Below are 21,454 nucleotides of genomic sequence, written 5' to 3'. Positions count from 1 at the left end.
AATTCAACGCCTCACCTATGGTTGCTTAAGCACTCCATTTTTTCCCGCGTTTCCCGAAGGCCCGGCCTTTAAATCTGTTGAGGTGGCACATGGCCAATACCCCTGATCCGCTTGCCAACAATCCGGATATCCGGAAATGGGCCGAACGGTTTTACAGCCTCAAGGCCTGGGATATGCCGGACCTCCCTGATCCCGGTGATGAGGCGCTGGAGCTGCGGCGCACGGCGGCTCTGTCGGAACTGAACAAGATTTCCGTCCCCGCTGATCTCAGCTCAGGTGCGCGGCGCAGTCTGGCCGGCGGGCGCAAGGCGCTGAAAAAGGAAATCCTCAGCGCGGCTGAGGCGGACGCTTTTGACAAGATTGACAGCGATATCTCCGATCTGGCCAGCCAGATTGCCGCCCAGCTGGCCGTTGCGGCGGCGCGGGACAAGGCACAGACCGCCCTGGCCGCAGCAGAGGATAAGTTTGCATCGGTGCGCGGCAGTCTGGATCAGGGCGCCTTCGCTTATGTGGAGGGCCTGATCAAGGCCGCGCAAAAATCCATGGCTGCCGACGTCACGGACACCGATTTCGAGGCGGTGGAGGCGGCGGCAAAGGATATTGCCGCCAAGGCGGAAGACGCCAATAAATACGGCCTCTTCTTCGGCAATTGGACGCACGCCACGCTGTCGCTGATCAATCCGATGACCGATGGCACCAAGGACGCCGCCGAAACCGACCGCAGCGCAAAGATGAAAACCGCGGCCGGACATTCCAAGGCCGGGGATTTCGGCGCCGCCAAGTCGGCGCTTGAGGCCTGGAAAACCAACCTGGGCGATGAGGATGATCTGGCAGTGGCGCTCAGCTTTGCGGCGCTGATGGACGACTACATGGCGAAAACCCATGACCGCTGCGAGTTTATCCTCGTCAGCTCGGTGCCGGACGCCAGGGATTTCCGCAACCACCTGAAGAACGCCAAGAAGAAAGCCTATAAGGATCAGAAGTTCGGCGAGGCCAAAGTGATGCTTCAGGAGCTGATCGACTACAGCTCCAAGGACCGCGGCAAACTGGCCCGCTACATGCGCGGCTTTGACGGCTCCCTGCGGGCAGACGAAGGGTTCCGCAATGCTTTGGCCGCTGCGGACACCAAGCAGAAGTTCAAGGGCACCAATGATCCCGCAGGCGCGCAGGCGGACCTGAAGGCCTGGGAAAAGGCCAACCGTGCCCTGATGCGCAAGAGCCATTCCAAACAGATCGTCAAAGCGCTGGAAAAGAAATACGACGCCCTGAAAAAGGTCCTGACCGAGCCGGAGCTGAGCGACCTGACCACCACCTGGGACGCGCATAAACTGCTGGCCGATGCGGATAATTTCGACAAGAAAACCGGCGCGCCGCAGTATCACGTCAAGCTTAATCAGCTGTTCCAGCTTGAAAAAGCGGTGGATGACCGGCGCGAGATGGCGCAGATCCTGGCCCGGCACCCAGGCGCTGCGGGATATGATTTCCTGAAACCAGTGACGGATGCCATTACGGCGCAGAAATACCCAGAAGCCATTGCTGCTGTGCCTGCTGCGCTGGCGCTCTTGCGCGCAATGCCGGCCTATCTGACCGCCAAACAGGCCGCCGAAGATCTGCTTGCAGTGCTGCCCGGCGACGCGGATGCTCTGAAGGACACGCTGGATGACGCGGTCAAGGCCGCGGAACTCACAGCCCGCGGCGGTGATCCAGCCAAAGCTGCAGGTGATCTGCAGGCAGTTCTGGATGGCACCGACTTCATGGATCTGGTGCTGGCCATGGCGGATTACCGCGCCAAGCTGGCCAAGGTCGAAAAACAGCACGATCGGACCAAGAAATACCTCAAACTGCCGGCCGCAGAGGGCAAACTGGACGAAGCCCTGCAGGCGGCCAAGGACCGTGCCGGAACAGACAAGGAATACGGCGACGCCTTCCTGATGCTGGACACGTATGAAAAGCTGCTGACGACGGTCAAACCGATGGCCACCGCCCGCTTCCAGGTGCAGGGTATCATCGGAGCACTTAAACGCGCGGGCTTGGAGGCAGAAAAACTGGATCCGCTGGAGATCCGGGTCTCCTCTGCTGAGGATGAGGCAAAGAAGCCGGACTTTGAAAAGGCCAAGACCGCCTTTGACGGTATCCGCACCGACCTCAAGGGGCTGAGCAATGAAGCGGCGGAAGCCTATGAAATGCTGGACGGTGTCGGCAGCAACGCCGGCCATTCGCTGGACCGCCACGGCCCGGACGTCAGCGACGAGGACCTGATCATCCGCCTGAAAACCGGCAAGCCGCCCAATGCGCATTCCGACGACGAACGCTCCTACACAGGCGCATCTTCCAAGTTTCACAGCCCGCAGGACTGGCTGGCAGGCCGCGAGATTGCCGCCGAGGCAGCGCTGGCCAAGGGTGTTGATATCACTGAAACCGAAATGACCTTCACCGGGGATCCGCTGACTGATCCCGACGAAAGCGCCGATTTCACCGTCGAGCACGGCCGCCCCATCGACAAGGCCTATATCGGCCAAAAGAAACAGGTGCGCTCCGACGACAGCGGCGAGCCGGTCGCCGACAAGACCTATGAAAGCTTCGAGGAGGTCGAGGGCCTGACCCGCGCCTATGTGAACTTCATCTGGGAGCCGGAACCGCTGCCGGCGGAAACCACAGACCATCCCGATCCTGCGACGGTCTACGGCGAGGAGAAGGCGCAGGATAACGCCGACTATGGGGCGAAATACACCACCCGGCACGGCGCCGCACCGGCCAAAATACCGGGCCGCTGGGTGATGATGCAGCAATACCCGGTCGCTGATGGCTGGGACAACGAAACCAAGACCTACACCAATGGCAATCCGGGGAACATGATCCCATGAAAATCCGCAAGGAACTGATCGCGGGCTACCTGCGGCTGCTGACCATGGGCCGGGCGGTGAACGCGCCCGATCCGATGGCTGATCTGGCCCAGTTCGATGCCGACATCCGCAGCATGCACAAACGCGCCTACAAGGAGGGCAACCTCGACTGGCTGCGGCTGGCGCTGGACTCGCTGATCGCCAGCCCTGCGGGGCGCATCGGCCAGTTCGCAGGTCAGCAATACCCCTTTGACGATGCCGAACTGCAGGCGCTGTTCCGCCGTGCTTACGGGATGATCTGGCCCGACCAGCCGCTGTCCGAGCCGGGCGACGAGGCCGATCTCGACTTTGTGGAAATGAGCGCTGAGGACTGGGACGCCTTCACCGGCACCGCCAGCTAGGAGCCAGCTTAGGAGACCTGCCATGCCTGACCAGGCTTTTGACGCGGACGCCGTCCTGAAACTTCTGAAAAAGGCCAAGGCCTCCGGCAAGGAGCTGCCGTTTGCCTTCGGCCTTGCGGGCAAGCCGGAAGACTGCGGGCTGATGATCGACCTGCGCAAGCCCGGCAAGGTGCTGCGCGGCGATCTGAAAAGGGCGCCGGGGATCAAGAAATCCTGCTTTGGCACCCTGCGGGTTGAGGAAAACGAAGTTCTCCTGCAGCCGGAAAAGCCGCTGAAGGGCATCGTCAAGCAGCTGAAGAAAAAGTTCATGAAGGAGGGCATGGTCAAGTTCAAGCCGGTGCTTGTCGGCCCGGACGGCGGCGTCATCGACGAAGACAGCCTGCCGGATGACGACGACGACACCGCAGGGACCAGCCCTGAAATCTCTCCCGCCGAGGAAAACACGCCTGATGCAGGCGCTGCTGCAGCCTTGAAAACCCGCATCGCAGCGGCGGCTGAGGCGGTCAAGGCGCTGGGCAATCCGGACTTGGCGGGCAAGCTCGCCCCGGAAATCAAAGCCAGCGTGAAATTGCTGGGCCAGGGCGATCTCGACGCTTGCGCCGCGCGGCTGGACCGGCTTGAGGCGGCGCTTGCCAAACTGGGCGGACAACCCAAACCGCCGCCTGCAGACCCGGCCCAATCCGAACAGGCCGCGAAACTGGGCAAGCTGCTGACCGCTCAGGCGGCCAAGCTTAAAGCCCTGCCACCGGAACAGGCGGCGCCTTTGGCCGAACAGGCCCGCACCATCGCGGCCAGTCTGAAATCCGGCGCGCTGCCCGAGGCTGCGGAGGGGCTCAAAGCGCTGATCAAAGCGATTGAGGCTCCGGCGGAGACGGACCAGCCTGCGATGGATCCAATGGAAATCTGGCAGGCCGCCAAGGAGGGCGTGGACCGCGGTGTTTCCGGCCTGCAGGACGCGCTGAAATCCCAGAACCACCCGGTACTGGCGCAAATCGCCGATGCCGGTCTTGCAGGTGTCACGGACGGCAACCAGACCGCGCTGATGAAGGCGCTGTTCGAAATGAAATCAGCCACTGGCGACGCCCGCAAAAAGGCCGCGCAGGCCCTGCTGGCCCAGATCGCCGCCTACCTGAAGTTCCTCAAGGACGACCCGGTGATCGCCATGGTCGAAGACAACCCCTTTGGCGTTAAGGCCCCGGTCAAAACGCCGCTGACCAATGCCCTGCGGCAGATGGCCGAGATCGCCAAAGCCGCCTGACGCTGCTCATCCGGCCCCTGGGAGGGGCCGGTATCCGAGCTGAAACTTTGCTAGTTTACTGGTTTGCACCCTGCGTATGCAAACGATTTGCAAATTTGCGATAATGTTCTTTGGCTTCGCTGCAGCGCAATATATGGTCCCGGTGAAATCTACAGGGGACATGTGCCATGAAAGACATCCTTTCCGAGCTGGAAGACCGCCGGCAGGACGCGCGGCTGGGCGGCGGCCAGCGTCGCATTGATGCGCAGCACGGGCGCGGCAAACTGACAGCCCGCGAACGGATCGAACTGTTGCTGGACGAAGACAGCTTTGAAGAGTTCGACATGTTCATCAGCCACCGCTGCACCGATTTCGGCATGGAAGACAACAAACCCGCAGGCGACGGCGTTGTCACCGGCTGGGGCACCATCAATGGCCGCCAGGTCTATGTTTTCTCCCAGGACTTTACCGTTCTGGGCGGCTCGGTCTCGGCGACCCATGCCCAGAAGATCTGCAAGATCATGGATATGGCCGTGCAGAACGGCGCGCCGGTGATCGGCATCAACGATTCCGGCGGCGCTCGGATCCAGGAAGGCGTCGATGCGCTTGCGGGCTACGCCGAGATTTTCCAGCGCAACATCATGGCCTCCGGCGTGATCCCGCAGATCTCTGTCATCATGGGGCCGTGCGCGGGCGGTGCGGTCTATTCCCCGGCGATGACCGATTTCATCTTCATGGTCAAAGACACGTCCTACATGTTCGTGACCGGTCCCGACGTGGTGAAAACCGTGACCAATGAGGTGGTGACTGCTGAGGAGCTGGGCGGTGCATCGACTCACACCAAAAAATCCTCAGTCGCGGATGGTGCCTTTGAAAACGACGTCGAGGCGCTCGCCGAAGTCCGCCGCCTGGTCGACTTCCTGCCGCTGAACAACCGTGAAAAGCCCCCGGTGCGCCCGTTCTTTGATGAACCTGGCCGGATCGAGACCAGCCTCGACACTCTGATCCCGGATAACCCCAACAGCCCCTACGACATGAAGGAGCTGATCACCAAAGTTGCGGACGAGGGTGACTTTTACGAGATCCAGGAAGATTTCGCCAAGAACATCATCACTGGCTTCATCCGCCTTGAAGGTCAGACCGTCGGCATCGTTGCCAACCAGCCGATGGTGCTGGCGGGCTGCCTCGACATCGACTCGTCCCGCAAGGCCGCGCGCTTCGTGCGCTTCTGCGACTGTTTCGAAATTCCGATCCTGACCTTTGTGGACGTGCCGGGCTTCCTGCCGGGCACTTCCCAGGAATACGGCGGTGTTATCAAACACGGGGCCAAGCTGCTGTTTGCCTACGGCGAAGCCACAGTGCCCAAGGTCACCGTGATCACCCGCAAGGCTTATGGCGGCGCCTATGACGTGATGGCCTCCAAGCACCTGCGCGGCGATTTCAACTATGCCTGGCCGACCGCCGAAATCGCGGTGATGGGTGCCAAGGGCGCAACCGAGATCATCCACCGCGCCGACCTCCAAGACGCAGACAAGATCGCGGCACACGCCAAGGACTATGAGGACCGCTTCGCCAACCCCTTTGTGGCGGCGGAACGCGGCTTCATCGACGAGGTGATCATGCCCCAGTCCACCCGCCGCCGCGTTTCCCGCGCGTTTGCATCTTTGCGCGGCAAGCAGCTGAAAAACCCGTGGAAAAAGCACGACAACATTCCGCTGTGAGGCAAATGTTGAGCGGGGGCTGTCTGCCCCCGCACCCCCGAAGGTATTTTTGACCAGAAAGAAGAGAGAGGCTTCGGATTTGCGTAGCAACCGTTGGCATATCACACGGGATGAAGGAGGGCTGACGCTGTCGCGCCGCTTGCCTGCGCAGTTCGACGTGGCAGCGGAAGCCATGTTGCCTGCGGGTGATCCGATGCGGCTGGCGCATCAGATCCGTCAGGACATGTGGCGCAAGCTGCAAGGCTTGCGGGGCTTCTCCCCGGTGGTGGAAGTCACGGCCAAGGGTCAAGGGTTGCGGGTCCGTGCGGGCGGGCAAGTGATGGGCCGGGTGCCCTCCAATGCGGCCGGGCTGATTGCGGATGTGCTGGAAAACCCCGCCAACCGGGCCCGCTGGCTGCGCCATGCTGTGCGGCGGCGAGGCGCAACATGCCTGGAAACCGGGCCAAATGCGAAGAATGCGCCCGAAATTACGGCAAAAATTGACATGAAGGACGAATCAGTCTCATGATCCGCGTCAGCCGAATTCAGACAGCGTGCGCGTTTAGCGCTGCGCCAGCAGCCCCGGCCGGAGGAGCCTGGGAAACCGGGGGCCGGGGCTGCGGATATTTGGCGGTTATCCCCTTTGCATTGTCCGCTTTGTCCGCTTTTGCGGCTGAGCCGGTTGCGGTTCCCTCGGGCCAGCCCGTGACCCTGGCCGAGGTGCTGCTGGATGACGCTCCGGGGCAGGCGGGCCAGGCAGGCTCAATCTGGGCGCGGTTCCGCTTTGTTGCGCCGGAAATCGCCCGCGAAACCGGCACTGTCAGCTATGACGCTGCAGCCCCCGACATGGACCACCTGTGCGAAACCCATGCGCTGCCGTATCTGGCCGAACACCGGATCACAGCAGCCAAGGTGGTTATTTCTCTGTCGGACCGGGCCGTGCCCTTTGGCGCGCAGGACCCTGCTGCCACACAGTTTTTCGAGGCCTACCGCCCCGAAACCACGGGCTGCATGTGGGAGGCTTTCTGATGCATCCACAATATCTTGCGGGGCGAACTTCAGATCGGCGGATTCTTGCGGCATTGCAGCCACAGCGCCATCAATTGCCGCTATTGCCATGTGACTCGGATGCAAACCCCGCTATCCTTGGCGCGGGCAGCCCGCGGGCTGCCTTCACATTGAGGTTGAGGCACGCGGCGGGCGAAGCTGCCGCAGGTTTCGCACTTTTTATCAGGAGACAGAAATGTCCAAGAGCATCAAGCTTATCGCCCTGGCAGGCCTGCTGGCCGCCGTCACTGCCTGCGCCCAGCAGGAAGAAGAATTCGTCGTGGTCGAGCCCGAGCCGATCTCGCAAGAGCCGGAATTCACCGGCAAGTACAAGTAACGACCACAAGGGTCCGGCCCTGCGGCCGGCCCTTACCCGCCCGCAGGGTGCCGGACAGGAGGCACCCAAATGCTGAAACACCGCGGGTTCCCGGGCCGTATGCCCGGCACCGATTTCCAATTCACCATCCGCCGCCCCAACCCCAAAGGGGTTACGCCGCTAACCCGGCGCGAGCGTTTTGCCGATCGCAAGAACGTCGACCGCCGCGTCGACGCGACCTTTATGCAGGCGCTATGGGAACAGTTCGGCGATCAGCCCTTTGAGCGCGGCAATCTGGACGCTGGCCGTCTCAGCTGGCTGTTCGGCCGCGAAGTGATCGCCGCCGAAGATCCGTTTGATCCGGCAAGCTATGAGGCGCTGCTGGTCATTGACGTGGCTGTCGCGCAGGCGTCTTTCCCGGACGCGTTCACCTGATGGCGCGGCCCTGGACGCATATCACAGGGCAGGCACCGCGGATCGCTCCGCGATGCCTGCCGCAGCGTCCGGGGCACCGCCTGTCTGACAGCCGGTCAGAAGTTCAGCTGCACCGCCAGCTGCACCCGGTCGCCGTCAAATGTGTTGCCGGAGACCGCGTCATTGCGCTCGCCAAAGATGTATTCAGCGCTCAGCGTCAGATTGTCGGTGGGGTTGAAGAAGGCATTGACGTGAATGGTCTCCAGCTCGGTGAAGGACAGCGTGCCCGTGGAGGTCGCCAGATCGTAATCCTCGCGCCCGTAGCCGATGCCGACGTTCCATTTGTCGCCGATGTCCTGGCGGAACTCGAGGGTGTATCCCTCCACGTCATTGGCCTGGCCGCCGACCACCGCATCGCCCAAGCCGATCAGCAGCGGCCCCAAGGCCTCGCCGTCGACATAGGTCGCCTGGAACAAGCCGCCTTGCCAGGGCGTGATGGAGCCGGAGAGGGTAACACCGGTTTGATCAACGTCAACGCCGCCGCTTTGGACGGTGCCGGCAAGGCCCGCTACACGCGCGGTGAACAGATCGTTGCTGTACTGGAACGCTGCTGTGGCCACCGGATCACTGGAGGCGGCAGTGTTTTCTTCCAGCGACAGGCTGTAGTCGAAACCGTCGCCAAAGCTATTGCTGTAGCGGACCTGCGGCACCCGGGCAAAGGCGATGCCGACCGGCCCGTTGAATTCCACACTGGCGGGGTACTGGCCCAGCGGCATGAAGTTGGTCCAGGTTTGGCCGATCAGCCAGTGATCGCCGATCTGCACATTAGCGTGGCGCAGCCGCAGCTCGGAGGTGCCGCCCGAGGCGAACAGGTCGAACTCCAGCTGGCCCTGCAGGGTGCCGATGCCGCTTTCGGTGGTGGTGCGGATGCCCAGCCGCGACTGGCGCACTGTGGCGCCGAAATCACCGTCGGTGGCATTCACCGGCTCGCCGATATTGTTGACAAAAGCCGTGTCACCCTGGACGAAGTCGAAGTCGTAGAAAAAGTCGGCCTTGACGTAGCCGTAGATATCGACCGCGGTATTGCCCAGGCGGAAGTCGCCGGGCGCGCCGGTCACCTGCTGGCTCTCTGCCTCCAGCACCTCGACCCGGTTGCGCAGGTCCTGCAGCTCGGACTGCGTATCCGCGTGGGCCAGGCCAGCGCTGCCGGCAAGTGCAGCAGCAGCCAGGGCAAACCGCCCTCTATGCACTTTACTCATGGGGTTATCCCTCCTCCTTACGTGATGTGCGGCCACGCTTCCACGGACGGCAAACAGGGGGAAATGACGTTGAAGCGAGCCGCTGTGAGAATTTGCGCCCGCAAAAGTGACGGATTTTCACGGGCAGATAACGCCGGGGTGTCCGTGCCGGGTAAGATACTGTCAGAACGGCACAACTTCCTGTGTGCAGGGCGCCGCCGTTCACAGCGCGTTCCGGGGGGCACCAGACCTAAAACGGAACAGCGCCACGGCTGTAACAGCGATGTGACAGGGCTGATGCGTTCCAGCGCCACCGGGCGGGCAGCCAAGCGCAATTTCGGCGTGAAATCGCACAGCTGCTGCGCAAGTCAGCAGGAATCTGCCCAAATCCGCAGCCTTGCATTTCAGGGGCTTACAGCAGCGCCGGGGCTGTGCATCGTGGGTCAAGCAGCGCAGCCACGCTGCTGTGCCGAGCATCTGTTCCGGCCCCTTCGCCTGAACGGGCAGGTCTGCGCCCCCATCCGCGGCCTGCCCGTCTTTTATCCCCTTCAGGCGCCGGCGGAAGCTTGCCGTATACCCCCCCCAATGCGGCAAGCCTCCGCCCAACTGAAGGGCCGGGCCTGCACTGCATTGCGCGGCCGCGCCCTGGCTGCAAATTCCGCAGGGACACTGACGTCCCCGGAAGAAGGAAACTGGACATGCGGGCAAAAACTTTCATCGCGGCCCTGTCGCTCTGCGGCCTTGCGGCGGCCTGCGGCGACACCACTGGCGAACGTATTGTATACGGTGCAGGCGCGGGTGCCGCAGGCGCTGCGCTGCTGGACGGCAGCCTGGTCACCGGCGCAGCCGTCGGCGTTGCCGCAAACCTGGTCTATTGCCAGCAAAACCCCCGCAAGTGCTAAGGCCGCTGCCGCTGCACTGCTGAACATCCGGCCCGCTGCGGCCGGTGCAAAAATCGCGCAAACGCCGTGCCTGGGTCCGCCCCGGGCGCGGCGTTTTGCATTCCTGAATACCAAGGAACAAGGGACTGCCTATGTTTGATAAGATCCTGATCGCCAACCGGGGCGAGATCGCCTGCCGCGTGATCAAAACCGCGCGGAAAATGGGCATCAAGACGGTTGCCATCTACTCCGACGCTGACAAGCAGGCCCTGCATGTGCAGATGGCGGATGAAGCCGTCCACATCGGCCCGCCGCCCGCCAACCAGTCTTATATCGTCATCGACAAGGTGATGGAGGCGATCCGCGCAACCGGCGCCCAGGCGGTGCATCCGGGCTATGGCTTCCTGTCGGAAAACTCCAAATTCGCCGAGGCCCTGGCCGCCGAAGGCGTCGCCTTTGTCGGCCCCCCGGTGGGCGCGATCGAAAGCATGGGCGACAAGATCACCTCCAAGAAAATCGCCCAGGAGGCCGGCGTCTCCACCGTGCCCGGCTACATGGGCCTGATTGCCGATGCCGACGAAGCGGTGAAGATCTCCAACCAGATCGGCTATCCGGTGATGATCAAGGCCTCCGCCGGCGGCGGCGGCAAGGGCATGCGGATCGCCTGGAACGACGAAGAGGCCCGCGAAGGTTTCCAGTCCTCCAAGAACGAGGCCGCGAACTCCTTTGGCGACGACCGTATCTTCATCGAGAAATTCGTCACCCAGCCGCGTCACATCGAAATCCAGGTGCTCTGCGACACCCACGGCAACGGCATCTACCTGGGCGAGCGGGAATGCTCGATCCAGCGACGCAACCAGAAAGTCGTGGAAGAAGCCCCGTCGCCCTTCCTGGACGAAGAAACCCGCAAAGCCATGGGTGAACAGGCCGTCGCTCTGGCCAAGGCCGTCGGCTATGCCTCTGCCGGCACTGTGGAATTCATCGTTGATGGCGACAAGAACTTCTACTTCCTGGAAATGAACACCCGCCTGCAGGTGGAACATCCGGTGACCGAACTGATCACCGGCGTTGATCTGGTGGAACAGATGATCCGGGTTGCCGACGGCGGTGAGCTGCCGCTGCGCCAGGAAGACGTGAAACTCACCGGCTGGGCGATTGAAAACCGCCTCTATGCCGAGGACCCCTACCGCGGCTTTCTGCCCTCCATCGGCCGCTTGTCGCGCTACCGCCCGCCGGCAGAGACCGCCGCAGGTCCGATGCTGATCAACGGCAAGTGGCAGGGCGATGCCCCCGCAGGCGAGGCCGCCGTGCGAAATGACACAGGCGTCTATGAGGGCGGCGAGATCTCGATGTACTACGACCCGATGATCGCCAAGCTCTGCACTTGGGCGCCGACCCGGGACGCAGCGATCGATGCCATGCGCATCGCGCTGGACAGCTTCGAGGTCGAAGGCATCGGCCACAATCTGCCGTTCCTGTCGGCAGTGATGGATCACCCGATCTTCATCGACGGCACCATGACCACCGCCTTTATCGAGGAACAGTATCCCGAAGGCTTCGAGGGTGTCGAACTGCCCGAGGCGGACCTGCGCAAGATCGCGGCCTCCTGTGCGGCCATGCACCGGGTTGCCGAAATCCGCCGCACCCGCGTGTCGGGCCGGATGGACAACCATGAACGCAAGGTCGGCACCGATTGGACCGTCTCGCTGCAGGGCCAGTCCTACAATGTGGTGATTGATGCCGACCGCGACGGCGCCACCGTGCGGTTTGACGATGGTGCCGAACTGCGGGTTGCCTCCGATTGGACACCGGGTGATCAACTGGCTACCCTGGACGTGGATGGCGAGATCCTGGTGCTGAAGACCGGTAAGGTCACCCAGGGCTTCCGCATCCGCTCCCGCGGGGCTGACCTCAAGGTCCATGTGCGCACGCCGCGTCAGGCCGAACTGGCCCGGCTGATGCCGGAAAAGGTCGCGCCGGACACCTCAAAAATGCTCCTGTGCCCGATGCCCGGCCTCATTGTGAAGGTCGACGTCGAAGTGGGGCAGGAGGTCCAGGAGGGCCAGGCTCTTTGCACCGTCGAGGCGATGAAGATGGAAAACATCCTGCGCGCCGAGAAAAAGGGTGTGGTGTCCAAGATCAACGCGAGCGCAGGCGACAGCCTGGCGGTCGACGATGTGATCATGGAATTCGAATAATGCACCACGGGGCAGGCATATGCGCGGGCGGGCAGGCGGTTTTTTCCGCCGGCACCCGCATGCCTGCCCCGGACCGCATGGCTGCGTGCACCGAATCTTCAGGACTCTCTGTCAGTCTGCCTGGGTTGAACTTCCTCAAGGTGCCGTATGTTCCGCTTAATGACCGGTCTGCTTTCGGGCTTGCTCTTGCTGACGGGCTGCACGCTCGACAAGGAAGAGGAGGTGCGCGTGCTGCTGTCCGATTGGACCGAGCTGGGCGAAACCTTCTTTTTCCAATCCTCGTCCACCTGCACCGCTGCGGTGTTTCATACAACGGAACAGCCGCGGATCACTTCGCTGCTGGACAGGGCACGGTCCGTCAACACGGGCATGAAAATGCTGGCAGACGGCAAGCCGGTTGTGTTCCGGGTGGCAGGAAAGTCCCCCAATGCGGTGACCGAAGCGATCATGTCGCGGGACCTGCCGCAGGGCATCGGGATCCTGAATTCGGGCCTGGCCGGCGTCAATTGCATGACCGAGATCGTCAAGGGTGTCTACTACAGGGCCATCCTGAACCCGCAATCCAATCTCGTCTTTGTGCCGGACACCCATGCCATGGTTGTGCTCGACAAACAGGCGATGGCGCTGATCTACGTTCGCGGCAACAGCTGACAGCAGGCGCTGCAGGGCCAGTTCAGCCGCCGCGCCGCTCTTCCACTTCGCGCAGGCGTTCCGGAAACTTGTCGATGGTGCGGGACAATTCGCGCGCCGTCCAGGGCTGCGGTTTGCGCAGCTTCACGCCGCCGTCCTTGCCAACCAGAACCAGCATGAAACCGCGCGGCCGCAGCTTCTTGCGCAGTGCGGATTTGGCCGCTGGGTCGGTGTCGGTCAGCACCACCACGTCGCGGTCCTTCAGCGCCTCGGCGCCTTGCATCAGACGCTCCATCTGCTCGTGGAAGCGCGGATCTTCCGGACTGTCGGCAAACACCACCACCGGACGGTTCGTCCACTGGAAATCGTCCAGGTCCGCGTCGTACCCGGGCCGGACCCAATCAGGCGCACTGCCGTCGGCCGCCAGGGCCGCAAGCGGAAGAAAACCCGCCAAAACAACGGTTAGGATTGCTCTCATGATCTCTCCTGTCCCGTTGAATATATGTGCCGCGGCAGCAAATGCGACCGGGAAATCCGGCACTTGGCCAAAAAACATCATCGTTAACGGGATAATGAGGGGTTGCCGGCCATGATTGTGCCATTCCCCTTGACCGGGCTGCGGCCTGCGGCCCTCCAGAAGAGGTCCCGAAGCACGATGAAAGTGATCCTTCATACCGGCGCGCACCGCTGCGCCACCACGTCGTTCCAGGAATACATGCGCCAGAATGCCCAAGGGCTTGCCAGGCAGGGCATCGGGTTCTGGGGGCCGTTCCGCACAAGGGGCGGGTTGTTCCACGGCATCCAGCCCGGGCCTGCACGGGTGACCGGCCGCGATCTGGCCCTGCGTGCCCGCGGGCGGCTGCAGATCCAGATTTCCGGGTGCCGCGAGCAGGGCATGCATCAGCTGCTGGTGAGCGAAGAGAACATGATCGGCTCCATCCGCGGCAACCTGCGGCTTGGCGATCTTTACAGCGGAGTGGGGGAGCGGATGGCGCGTTTTTCCCAGGCCTTTGGCAGCGCTGTGACAGACGTGGCGCTCAGCATCCGCAGTCTGGACGGCTACTGGACCTCGGCGCTGGCCTATGCGGTTGCCCGCGGCCATCGGGTGCCCTCTGCGGCGCAGCTTGACCGTCTGGTGCAGGCGCCGCGCAGCTGGCGCGATGTGATCACCGATATTGCCTGCGCGGTGCCCGATGTGCGCCTGCATGTGCTGCCGTTTGAAACCTTCGGCACCAGGCCCGAGGCAGGGCTGACGGCCCTGACCGGGGCAGAGGCGCCGCGCAGCCATGCGCGGGTGCGCCTGAACGCCTCGCTCTGCCTGCAGGACCTGCGCGCCAGCCTGCCGTCCTCCGCGGCGGCCAATCTGCCAGAGGGCTTCGGCCGCTGGCGCCCCTTTGACGACGCGCAGACCGCAATCCTGCGCGAACGCTATGCCGACGACATGATGTGGCTGGCCAGCGGGGCCGACGGCCTCGCCGCGCTGGCACACGACCCGGATAAACAGGCGGCGGGCACGAACCCGCCCCGTATCGCACTGACAAGAGGAAGACCTGATGACAAACAAAGACGAATGGCGGGCTCTGGCTGAGAAAGAGCTGCGCGGACGGGCGGTCGACGACCTCAATTGGCAGACGCTGGAAGGCATCGAGGTCAAGCCGCTTTATACCGAAGATGACACCAAGGACCTGCCGCATATGGGCACTTTGCCCGGTGTTGGCCCGTTCACCCGCGGGGTGAAGGCCACCATGTACGCCGGCCGGCCCTGGACCATCCGCCAGTATGCGGGTTTCTCCACCGCCGAGGAATCCAACGCTTTCTACCGCCGCAACCTGGCCGCCGGCCAGCAGGGCGTCTCGGTTGCCTTCGATCTCGCCACCCACCGCGGCTATGACAGCGACCACCCCCGCGTGGTCGGCGATGTCGGCAAGGCCGGCGTGGCGATTGACAGCGTCGAGGACATGAAAATCCTGTTCGACGGCATCCCGCTGGACAAGGTCTCGGTCTCGATGACCATGAACGGCGCGGTGGTCCCGGTGCTGGCCAGTTTCATCGTCGCAGGCGAAGAACAGGGCCACGACAGATCGGTCCTCGCGGGCACCATTCAGAACGACATTCTGAAGGAGTTCATGGTCCGCAACACCTATATCTATCCGCCCAAGCCCTCGATGCGGATCATCTCGGACATCATTGAGTACACCTCGAACGAGATGCCCAAGTTCAACTCCATCTCGATCTCCGGCTACCACATGCAGGAGGCCGGCGCGAACCTGGTGCAGGAGCTGGCCTATACCATCGCAGACGGGCGCGAATACGTGCGCGCCGCATTGGACGCCGGTATGGACGTGGACAAATTCGCCGGCCGGCTGTCGTTCTTCTTTGCGATCGGCATGAACTTCTTCATGGAAATCGCCAAGCTGCGCGCCGCCCGCACCCTGTGGCACCGGGTGATGACGGAGTTCGGCGCCAAGTCCGAACGCTCTAAGATGCTGCGCACCCACTGCCAGACCTCGGGCGTCTCCTTGCAGGAGCAGGACCCCTACAACAACGTGATCCGCACCGCCTATGAGGCGATGAGCGCGGTTCTGGGCGGCACCCAGTCCCTGCACACCAACGCCCTGGACGAAGCCATTGCGCTGCCCACCGATTTCTCCGCCCGCATCGCCCGCAACACCCAGCTGGTGCTGCAGGAGGAAACTGGTGTGACCAATGTGGTCGACCCGCTGGCCGGCTCTTACTATGTCGAAAGCCTCACCAATGATCTGATCGAACAGGCCTGGGCGCTGATCGAAGAGGTGGAGGAAATGGGCGGCATGACCAAGGCGGTCGAGAGCGGCATGCCCAAGCTGCGCATCGAAGAAAGCGCCGCCCGCCGCCAGGCGATGATCGACCGCGGCGACGAGGTTGTGGTCGGCGTCAACAAATACCGCAAGGACAAGGAAGATCCGATCGACATCCTGGATGTCGACAACCACGCGGTGCGCGACGCCCAGATCGCCCGTCTGCAGAAGATGCGCGATACCCGCGACGAGGCCGCCTGCCAGGCCGCCCTCGATGAACTCACCCGCCGCGCCCAGGCGGGCAGCGGCAACCTGCTGGAAGCCGCAGTCGAAGCCGCCCGTGCGCGGGCCTCAGTCGGAGAGATCTCCATGGCGATGGAAAAGGAATTCGGCCGCCACCGTGCGGAAGTGAAGACTTTGGCCGGCGTCTATGGCGCTGCGTATGAAGGTGACGAAGGCTTTGCCGCGATCCAGAAATCCATCGAGGATTTCGCCGAAGAAGAAGGCCGCCGCCCGCGTCTGCTGGTGGTGAAGATGGGCCAGGACGGCCACGACCGCGGCGCCAAGGTGATCGCGACGGCCTTTGCCGACATCGGCTTTGACGTCGACGTGGGTCCGCTGTTCCAAACCCCTGCAGAGGCCGCACAGGATGCCATCGACAACGACGTCCATGTGATCGGCATCTCCAGCCAGGCCGCGGGCCACAAAACCCTCGCGCCGCAGCTGGTCGAGGCGCTGGAAGCTGAAGGCGCAGGCGACGTTATCGTGATTTGCGGCGGCGTGATCCCGCAGCAGGATTACGAGTTCCTGTACTCAAAAGGCGTCAAGGCGATCTTCGGCCCCGGCACCAACATTCCGGAAGCCGCCCAGGACATCCTGCGCCTGATCCGCGAAGCGCGCAGCTGAACAGAGCAGGGGGGCTGTCTGCCCCCCTGACCCCCCGAAGGTATTTGGGACCAGAAAGAAGGGGCGGCGCCTGCGAGGGCGGCGTGTCTTTTCGGGCCCGGATGTGGTTTTGCAGAGGCGCGGGCTACCCGCCCCAGCCAAGAGAGACGTTATTGCCGGCATCGAAACAGTGATAGTTCGGAAACTGCGGATCGAAGGCGTTCTTTTCATACGGATACCTGAGCGCGGCGTGAAATGCGCTCCGGGCTGGCGCCGGAAGACGGCTGTAGCCGCGCCACTGTTTTTCGAATCTGAACTCAGCGTTTGACCGCTCATCCAAAGTGCGGACCGCATCCAGCAGCAGAATTGCGGTGCTGGGGAGCCAGCCGGTGTGCCCTTGGACGTGAGAGATCAATTCAATAACTTCAGCAGGAAACCACAACCCATTTGGCGGGTAAGCCAGTGTTGGGCTGTTCCGCAGATCGAAAAGGGCTCTATTGTGCTTTTCGATGTCCATTCCATAATCCGCGGTGGCGGCGCATTCGATTTCAGCCGGGATCATGCTCCTGGCAATCGGGGTCAGCATCTCTTCTACTTCAGTCCGGTCTCGGGTCGGCAAGTCTTCCACTGAAGGCCTGCAATCACCCGGCAGCAGGCAATGGTGCCTCAACCGTACGAACCCGTTCATCAATGCGGCCCGGACAGGCGGCGCTGCGGTCCGGAATCGTCCGCTGGAGCCCTCCCAGCGCCAGCTCAGACCCAGGACGTATTCCCGGCTCGCAAGCGCATTCATAGTCAAGACAGACGTGGCAGTCAGGAAGGCGTCGTGGTGGGTTTCGGGTGACACTGCCGCCATCCAAAGCGCGTCATTCACGGCTTGTGAATCCCGCGTGCCGGAGGACGCGCCGGTTCCTTCAGGAATCCGGAAAATTCCTCCAGAAGGGCGTTGTCTCCCTGCGTGATCGGAGCAAGGGATTCTGGCCCAAGGAACCTTTGCGCGCGGCTCAGATCGGCCAGGGCTTGGTGTGTTCTGAAGTCGAATAGATTCATTGGGCAAACACTTTGTGGGAGAAGCCGAAGTAATGCGCTGAAGCACATCACAATTATGGGGAGAGTTCCAGGGCGCGGCCGGGAGAAGGTGGAAATGTTGGCTTCCGGGCCGGTGCGGAGTATCCTGAAATTCCCGCCTTGCACCCCGCCGCTGTCTGGCTAGTCTCTGCGCCAATCCGGAGGGGCCGACATGATACTTGATCACCTGGCTGTGGCAGGCGAAACGCTGGAAGAGGCCGTAGCGCATACCGAAGAAGCCCTCGGCGTCCCGCTTGGTCCCGGCGGCGCCCATGCGCGCTATGGCACACATAACCGCCTCATTGGGCTGGAGGACGGGCTGTACCTCGAAGCCATCGCCATCGACCCCAATACCCGGCCGCAAGAGCAGCCGCGCTGGTTCAATCTCGACCGCTTCAACGGTCCTGCACGGCTCAGCAATTGGATCCTGCGCAGCCAGGACCTGGAAGCGGAGAAACCCCTGCTGCCGCCCCATGCGCAGCGCCATGTGGCCATGCGGCGCGGGGACCTCAGCTGGCTGATGACGGTGCCTGCGGACGGGCTGCTCGCATATGACAATATCTTTCCCGCCGTCTTGCAGTGGCAGGCCGCTCCGCCCGCCGCTAAACTGCCGCAGTCACACTGCCGTCTGACCCGCCTGATCCTCAGCCACCCGGAGGCCGCAGACTTGCAAGCTGCGCTGGACCGCATCCTCGCCGACCCGCGGATCAAGGTGGAGCAGGGGGCACCTGCCATGATTGCGGAATTCGACACGCCCCATGGCAAAAGGCAGCTTAGATGATCATCCGCCCCGCCCGCGAAGAAGAAGCCGAAGCTGTCTGCGCCATTGCCAACTGGGTGATCCGCGACACGCTGGCGACCTTCAACACCGTTGAAAAGACACCGGAGCAGGTCCGGGATCAGATCACCGCCAGCGACGGCGCCTATCTGGTGGCGGAGCAGAATGGCGAAATCCTCGGCCACGCGTATTTCTTCCCGTTCCGCTCCGGCCCCGGCTACCGCTTTACCGCGGAACACACCATCCACCTGCTGCCCGCGGGGCAAGGCCAGGGTGCAGGCCGCAAGCTGATGCAGGCGCTGGAGGAGAAGGCGAAAGCAGCGCAGATCCATGTGCTGATCGCCAGCGTCAGCAGCGCTAACCCTGCGGCCATTGGTTTTCACGCCGCCTTGGGATATGCGGAAACCGCCCGGATGCCGGAACTGGGCTGCAAGAACGGCCGCTGGCTCGACACTGTTTTCATGCAGAAAATCCTGACACCGGGTATTCCCGCCCCTGACAATCCCGGCAAAGACGCATAGGCTGATCCCATGTCACTCTGGACCCGCATATCCGACGCGCTGGCAGCCCTTGCCGCAGGCGAAAGCCTGTCTGAAGTCTTCGACCGACTGCGCGCACCGCCCGAACGCACCGTGGCCTTTGCCATTGCCGTCATCGCCCTTGGCGCCAAGATGGCCAAGGCCGACGGCCAGGTCACCCGGGATGAGGTCACCGCCTTCCGCGAGGTGTTCCAGATCGCCCGCGATGACGAAACCGGTGCTGCCCGCGTCTTTGACATGGCGCGCACCGATGTGGCCGGCTACCAGGAATACGCCCGCCGCATCCACAGCATGTTTGCCGATGATCCCACCACGCTCTGCGACCTGATGGAGGGGCTGTTCCATATCGCCATGGCGGATGGGTTCTATCACCCCGGCGAGAATGAATTTCTTGAGGAGGTAAGCCGCATCTTCGGCCAGACGCCGCAGCAGTTCCAGGCGCTTAGGGCGCGTTTTGTGCCGGATGCGCCCAAGGATCCCTTTACCGTGCTCGGCGTCAGCCCCGACATGACCAAGGACGAGATCCGCAAACACTGGCGCAAGCTGGTGCGCGACACCCACCCGGATGCGATGATCGCCCGCGGTGTGCCGGAAGAGGCGGTGCGGCTGGCGGAGAAGCGGATGATCGACATCAATCGCGCTTGGGATGAGATCAACGGATGCTGCGGCAATGCGGCTGGCAACCTATAATATCGAATGGTTCGCCTATCTGTTTGACAAGAACGACAGGCTGATGCTGGATGCCAAACCTTCGGGGGTGCATGGCGTTGACCGGTATACGCAAGGACGCGCAATTGCCCATGTGCTGCAGCGGATCGACGCCGATGCCATCATGATCGTCGAAGCCCCCAACACCGGCCGCACCCAGCGCACCACCCGGGCGCTGGAGGCTTTTGCGGCAGAGGCCGGCCTGCGTGCCTGCGAGGCGGTCAGCGGCTATCCGACCGACACCCATCAGGAAATCGCGTTGCTTTACGACCCGGACGTGCTGGACGCAGTGCATGATGCGCGCTCCAGCGCCGCCGCGCCGCGCTTCGACGGGGCGTTTGAAATCGATCTCGACGTGGACGAGAGGCTGGACAAAGTGGAATTCTCCAAACCACCGCTGGAGCTGGCCGTCACCACCAAGGGCGGCACGCCGCTGCGGATGATCGGCGCGCATCTGAAATCCAAGGCGCCGCATGGCGCCCGGTCCAAGGATGAGGTGACCGCCGTCTCAATCGCCAACCGCCGCAAGCAGCTGGCGCAGGCGATCTGGCTGCACCGCCGGGTCGAGGAGCATGTGGCAGCGGGCGAGCATGTAGTGGTGATAGGCGACCTCAATGACGGCCCCGGCCTGGACGAATTTGAAAAACTGTTCGGCCAGTCCTCGGTTGAGATCGTGATGGGCAGCCTGCTGAACGACCCCCACGCGCAAAGCCTGAAACAGCCGCGCGCTACTGCGCTGCCCAGCACGTCCCGGTTCTACAATCCGGAAACCAAACGTTATTTCGGCGCACTTCTGGATTATGTGATGATCTCGCACAGCCTGATTGGGCTGCGCCCGCAGTGGCGCATCTGGCATCCGTTTGAAGACGCGGAATGCATCGGCGATGATGAGATGCGCATGGCACTGCTGAATGCATCCGACCATTTCCCGGTGACGTTGGATCTTGATCTGGCCTGAACGGTCTGGTTCAAATCCGGCTTTACAGGTGCTGTCCGACGTTCGAAGCGCTGAAGTCCTGGACTTTCAGGCCGCGGGATGAGCGACCCCGCATAAGCATTCCGCTTTGCCCCTTTCATTCATCCAGAGGGCGGCGCAAACTGCCTGGAGAACTTCCGAGGTCTAAGCTGCTGGATCGGACCATGAAACTCATCGCCGCCGAATACTGCCCGTTCAGTTTGCGTTGCGTGCTCGCGCTTCGGGAAAAACGCAAAAGGTTCGAACTCGTCACGGTCGACATGGCAGAAAAAACGCAATTCGGCGAACTTCTTTCACCATACGGCCGTGTGCCGGTCCTCGAGCATAAGGAAAGGCCGATCTATGAGAGCAGCGTGATCAATGAGTATTTGGAGGAGGTTTTTCCCGAACCTGCGCTGCTTCCAGAGGATCCTTATGATCGTGCTATCGCTCGGTTTTGGATCGATTTTTGCAACACGCGGTTCATGCCCGCCTATTTCAATCTGCTGAAGTCAACGCCCGGTAAAAAGCGGGATGCACTGCGTGCGGAATTGCTGGAACATTTAACATTTATCGAAGATCAGGGCCTGTCGCCGCGGCCAGCGGATCAGCCGTTCTGGCTGAGCAATGGTATTGGGCTCGTGGACTTTGCCTTTTATCCCTTCTTCGAGCGCTTCGCGGACGTTGAGGTTTTCCGCAATGTCAAAGTCCCGGACCAACTCACTCAGCTGCGGAAGTGGCTGAAAACCATGCGCTGCCTGCCGTCAGTTCAATCCATTTCGCGTTCAAGGGCACACTACATCGAGTATTTTCGTAAATTCTACGCTGACTAAGGCCCC

At 62.4% G+C, this 21,454-nt stretch carries 21 protein-coding genes; 18 read left to right on the top strand and 3 right to left on the bottom strand.

Features of this window, described 5'->3' with window-relative positions:
• The first annotated feature begins 89 nt into the window (after positions 1-89).
• The 8 genes from AQUI_RS0122100 to AQUI_RS0122065 all read left to right on the top strand — a co-directional run bounded on the left by AQUI_RS0122100 (position 90) and on the right by AQUI_RS0122065 (position 7,979).
• A complete protein-coding gene (locus tag AQUI_RS0122100) occupies positions 90-2,864 on the top strand; it encodes a hypothetical protein (protein ID WP_027259468.1) in 2,775 nt (924 codons plus the stop codon).
• Positions 2,861-3,244 carry a hypothetical protein gene (locus tag AQUI_RS0122095; RefSeq protein WP_027259467.1) on the top strand — a complete coding sequence of 128 codons (384 nt, stop codon included), beginning with the start codon at positions 2,861-2,863 and terminating at the stop codon, positions 3,242-3,244. Before AQUI_RS0122100 ends, AQUI_RS0122095 begins: the two co-directional genes overlap by 4 nt.
• 22 nt (positions 3,245-3,266) lie before the next feature.
• The gene (locus AQUI_RS0122090; RefSeq protein WP_027259466.1) at positions 3,267-4,502 is read left to right on the top strand and encodes a hypothetical protein; all 1,236 of its coding nucleotides are present in this window, start codon (positions 3,267-3,269) and stop codon (positions 4,500-4,502) included.
• Positions 4,503-4,669: 167 nt separating this feature from the next.
• Positions 4,670-6,202, top strand: coding sequence for an acyl-CoA carboxylase subunit beta (locus AQUI_RS0122085; RefSeq protein WP_027259465.1), 1,533 nt, complete (start codon positions 4,670-4,672; stop codon positions 6,200-6,202).
• Positions 6,203-6,281: 79 nt separating this feature from the next.
• Entirely contained in the window at positions 6,282-6,710 is a 429-nt protein-coding gene (locus AQUI_RS0122080) for a hypothetical protein (RefSeq protein WP_035920158.1), read from the top strand.
• A gap of 128 nt (positions 6,711-6,838) precedes the next feature.
• Positions 6,839-7,210, top strand: a complete 372-nt coding sequence (locus AQUI_RS0122075) for a DUF6497 family protein (protein WP_342665611.1) — start codon at positions 6,839-6,841, stop codon at positions 7,208-7,210.
• Between the two features lie 214 nt (positions 7,211-7,424).
• On the top strand, positions 7,425-7,565 hold the full coding sequence (locus AQUI_RS31340) for a hypothetical protein (protein WP_024089507.1): 141 nt from the start codon (positions 7,425-7,427) through the stop codon (positions 7,563-7,565).
• Positions 7,566-7,634: 69 nt separating this feature from the next.
• Entirely contained in the window at positions 7,635-7,979 is a 345-nt protein-coding gene (locus tag AQUI_RS0122065) for a hypothetical protein (RefSeq protein ID WP_027259462.1), read from the top strand.
• 95 nt (positions 7,980-8,074) lie between these two features.
• On the opposite strand, the gene AQUI_RS0122060 is transcribed toward AQUI_RS0122065, so the two are convergent.
• Entirely contained in the window at positions 8,075-9,217 is a 1,143-nt protein-coding gene (locus AQUI_RS0122060; protein ID WP_027259461.1) for a DcaP family trimeric outer membrane transporter, read from the bottom strand.
• 677 nt (positions 9,218-9,894) lie between these two features.
• Here AQUI_RS0122060 and AQUI_RS0122055 point away from each other — a divergent pair.
• The 3 genes from AQUI_RS0122055 to AQUI_RS0122045 all read left to right on the top strand — a co-directional run bounded on the left by AQUI_RS0122055 (position 9,895) and on the right by AQUI_RS0122045 (position 12,926).
• Positions 9,895-10,098 (top strand): hypothetical protein, encoded by a 204-nt coding sequence (locus AQUI_RS0122055; RefSeq protein ID WP_027259460.1) that lies wholly within the window; start codon positions 9,895-9,897, stop codon positions 10,096-10,098.
• A gap of 131 nt (positions 10,099-10,229) precedes the next feature.
• A complete protein-coding gene (locus AQUI_RS0122050; RefSeq protein ID WP_027259459.1) occupies positions 10,230-12,275 on the top strand; it encodes an acetyl-CoA carboxylase biotin carboxylase subunit in 2,046 nt (681 codons plus the stop codon).
• Positions 12,276-12,422: 147 nt separating this feature from the next.
• A complete protein-coding gene (locus AQUI_RS0122045) occupies positions 12,423-12,926 on the top strand; it encodes a hypothetical protein (protein WP_027259458.1) in 504 nt (167 codons plus the stop codon).
• 22 nt (positions 12,927-12,948) lie between these two features.
• Here the strand turns inward: AQUI_RS0122045 and AQUI_RS0122040 are convergent, their stop codons facing one another.
• Positions 12,949-13,383 carry a DUF4174 domain-containing protein gene (locus tag AQUI_RS0122040; RefSeq protein ID WP_027259457.1) on the bottom strand — a complete coding sequence of 145 codons (435 nt, stop codon included), beginning with the start codon at positions 13,381-13,383 and terminating at the stop codon, positions 12,949-12,951.
• A gap of 177 nt (positions 13,384-13,560) precedes the next feature.
• Here AQUI_RS0122040 and AQUI_RS0122035 point away from each other — a divergent pair, with 177 nt between their 5' ends.
• Positions 13,561-14,493: a hypothetical protein gene (locus tag AQUI_RS0122035; RefSeq protein WP_027259456.1), complete on the top strand. Its 933-nt coding sequence runs from the start codon at positions 13,561-13,563 to the stop codon at positions 14,491-14,493.
• A complete protein-coding gene (scpA, locus tag AQUI_RS0122030; RefSeq protein ID WP_027259455.1) occupies positions 14,459-16,588 on the top strand; it encodes a methylmalonyl-CoA mutase in 2,130 nt (709 codons plus the stop codon). The genes AQUI_RS0122035 and scpA overlap by 35 nt, the downstream gene beginning before the upstream one ends.
• A 124-nt stretch (positions 16,589-16,712) precedes the next feature.
• On the opposite strand, the gene AQUI_RS0122025 is transcribed toward scpA, so the two are convergent.
• On the bottom strand, positions 16,713-17,153 hold the full coding sequence (locus AQUI_RS0122025; RefSeq protein WP_027259454.1) for a hypothetical protein: 441 nt from the start codon (positions 17,151-17,153) through the stop codon (positions 16,713-16,715).
• 654 nt (positions 17,154-17,807) lie between these two features.
• Here AQUI_RS0122025 and AQUI_RS0122020 point away from each other — a divergent pair.
• The 5 genes from AQUI_RS0122020 (at position 17,808) to AQUI_RS0122000 (ending at position 21,448) form a co-directional block, all read left to right on the top strand.
• Positions 17,808-18,416, top strand: coding sequence for a VOC family protein (locus AQUI_RS0122020; RefSeq protein ID WP_027259453.1), 609 nt, complete (start codon positions 17,808-17,810; stop codon positions 18,414-18,416).
• On the top strand, positions 18,413-18,934 hold the full coding sequence (locus AQUI_RS0122015; protein WP_027259452.1) for a GNAT family N-acetyltransferase: 522 nt from the start codon (positions 18,413-18,415) through the stop codon (positions 18,932-18,934). The genes AQUI_RS0122020 and AQUI_RS0122015 overlap by 4 nt, the downstream gene beginning before the upstream one ends.
• A gap of 9 nt (positions 18,935-18,943) precedes the next feature.
• Positions 18,944-19,642, top strand: coding sequence for a molecular chaperone DjiA (locus AQUI_RS0122010; protein WP_027259451.1), 699 nt, complete (start codon positions 18,944-18,946; stop codon positions 19,640-19,642).
• A complete protein-coding gene (locus AQUI_RS0122005; protein WP_027259450.1) occupies positions 19,623-20,618 on the top strand; it encodes an endonuclease/exonuclease/phosphatase family protein in 996 nt (331 codons plus the stop codon). Before AQUI_RS0122010 ends, AQUI_RS0122005 begins: the two co-directional genes overlap by 20 nt.
• A 182-nt stretch (positions 20,619-20,800) precedes the next feature.
• Complete coding sequence (locus AQUI_RS0122000) at positions 20,801-21,448, top strand: glutathione S-transferase family protein (RefSeq protein WP_035920157.1); 648 nt, start codon at positions 20,801-20,803, stop codon at positions 21,446-21,448.
• The last annotated feature ends 6 nt before the right edge of the window (positions 21,449-21,454 follow it).

Source organism: Leisingera aquimarina DSM 24565, assembly GCF_000473165.1.
In the GTDB taxonomy this organism is placed as follows: Bacteria; Pseudomonadota; Alphaproteobacteria; order Rhodobacterales; family Rhodobacteraceae; genus Leisingera; species Leisingera aquimarina.
This window is presented reverse-complemented; position numbering and strand designations above follow the sequence as displayed.

What these genes read in the sequence shown, in the direction of transcription:
- AQUI_RS0122020 (WP_027259453.1), top strand. Translation starts at nt 17,808, where the DNA reads ATGATACTTGATCACCTGGCTGTGGCAGGCGAAACGCTGGAAGAGGCC.
- AQUI_RS0122010 (WP_027259451.1), top strand. Translation starts at nt 18,944, where the DNA reads ATGTCACTCTGGACCCGCATATCCGACGCGCTGGCAGCCCTTGCCGCA.
- AQUI_RS0122045 (WP_027259458.1), top strand. Translation starts at nt 12,423, where the DNA reads ATGTTCCGCTTAATGACCGGTCTGCTTTCGGGCTTGCTCTTGCTGACG.
- AQUI_RS0122095 (WP_027259467.1), top strand. Translation starts at nt 2,861, where the DNA reads ATGAAAATCCGCAAGGAACTGATCGCGGGCTACCTGCGGCTGCTGACC.
- AQUI_RS0122085 (WP_027259465.1), top strand. Translation starts at nt 4,670, where the DNA reads ATGAAAGACATCCTTTCCGAGCTGGAAGACCGCCGGCAGGACGCGCGG.
- AQUI_RS0122100 (WP_027259468.1), top strand. Translation starts at nt 90, where the DNA reads ATGGCCAATACCCCTGATCCGCTTGCCAACAATCCGGATATCCGGAAA.
- AQUI_RS0122040 (WP_027259457.1), bottom strand. Translation starts at nt 13,383, where the DNA reads ATGAGAGCAATCCTAACCGTTGTTTTGGCGGGTTTTCTTCCGCTTGCG.
- AQUI_RS0122015 (WP_027259452.1), top strand. Translation starts at nt 18,413, where the DNA reads ATGATCATCCGCCCCGCCCGCGAAGAAGAAGCCGAAGCTGTCTGCGCC.
- AQUI_RS0122055 (WP_027259460.1), top strand. Translation starts at nt 9,895, where the DNA reads ATGCGGGCAAAAACTTTCATCGCGGCCCTGTCGCTCTGCGGCCTTGCG.
- AQUI_RS0122050 (WP_027259459.1), top strand. Translation starts at nt 10,230, where the DNA reads ATGTTTGATAAGATCCTGATCGCCAACCGGGGCGAGATCGCCTGCCGC.
- scpA (WP_027259455.1), top strand. Translation starts at nt 14,459, where the DNA reads ATGACAAACAAAGACGAATGGCGGGCTCTGGCTGAGAAAGAGCTGCGC.
- AQUI_RS31340 (WP_024089507.1), top strand. Translation starts at nt 7,425, where the DNA reads ATGTCCAAGAGCATCAAGCTTATCGCCCTGGCAGGCCTGCTGGCCGCC.
- AQUI_RS0122065 (WP_027259462.1), top strand. Translation starts at nt 7,635, where the DNA reads ATGCTGAAACACCGCGGGTTCCCGGGCCGTATGCCCGGCACCGATTTC.
- AQUI_RS0122035 (WP_027259456.1), top strand. Translation starts at nt 13,561, where the DNA reads ATGAAAGTGATCCTTCATACCGGCGCGCACCGCTGCGCCACCACGTCG.
- AQUI_RS0122025 (WP_027259454.1), bottom strand. Translation starts at nt 17,153, where the DNA reads ATGCTGACCCCGATTGCCAGGAGCATGATCCCGGCTGAAATCGAATGC.
- AQUI_RS0122000 (WP_035920157.1), top strand. Translation starts at nt 20,801, where the DNA reads ATGAAACTCATCGCCGCCGAATACTGCCCGTTCAGTTTGCGTTGCGTG.
- AQUI_RS0122060 (WP_027259461.1), bottom strand. Translation starts at nt 9,217, where the DNA reads ATGAGTAAAGTGCATAGAGGGCGGTTTGCCCTGGCTGCTGCTGCACTT.
- AQUI_RS0122090 (WP_027259466.1), top strand. Translation starts at nt 3,267, where the DNA reads ATGCCTGACCAGGCTTTTGACGCGGACGCCGTCCTGAAACTTCTGAAA.
- AQUI_RS0122005 (WP_027259450.1), top strand. Translation starts at nt 19,623, where the DNA reads ATGCGGCTGGCAACCTATAATATCGAATGGTTCGCCTATCTGTTTGAC.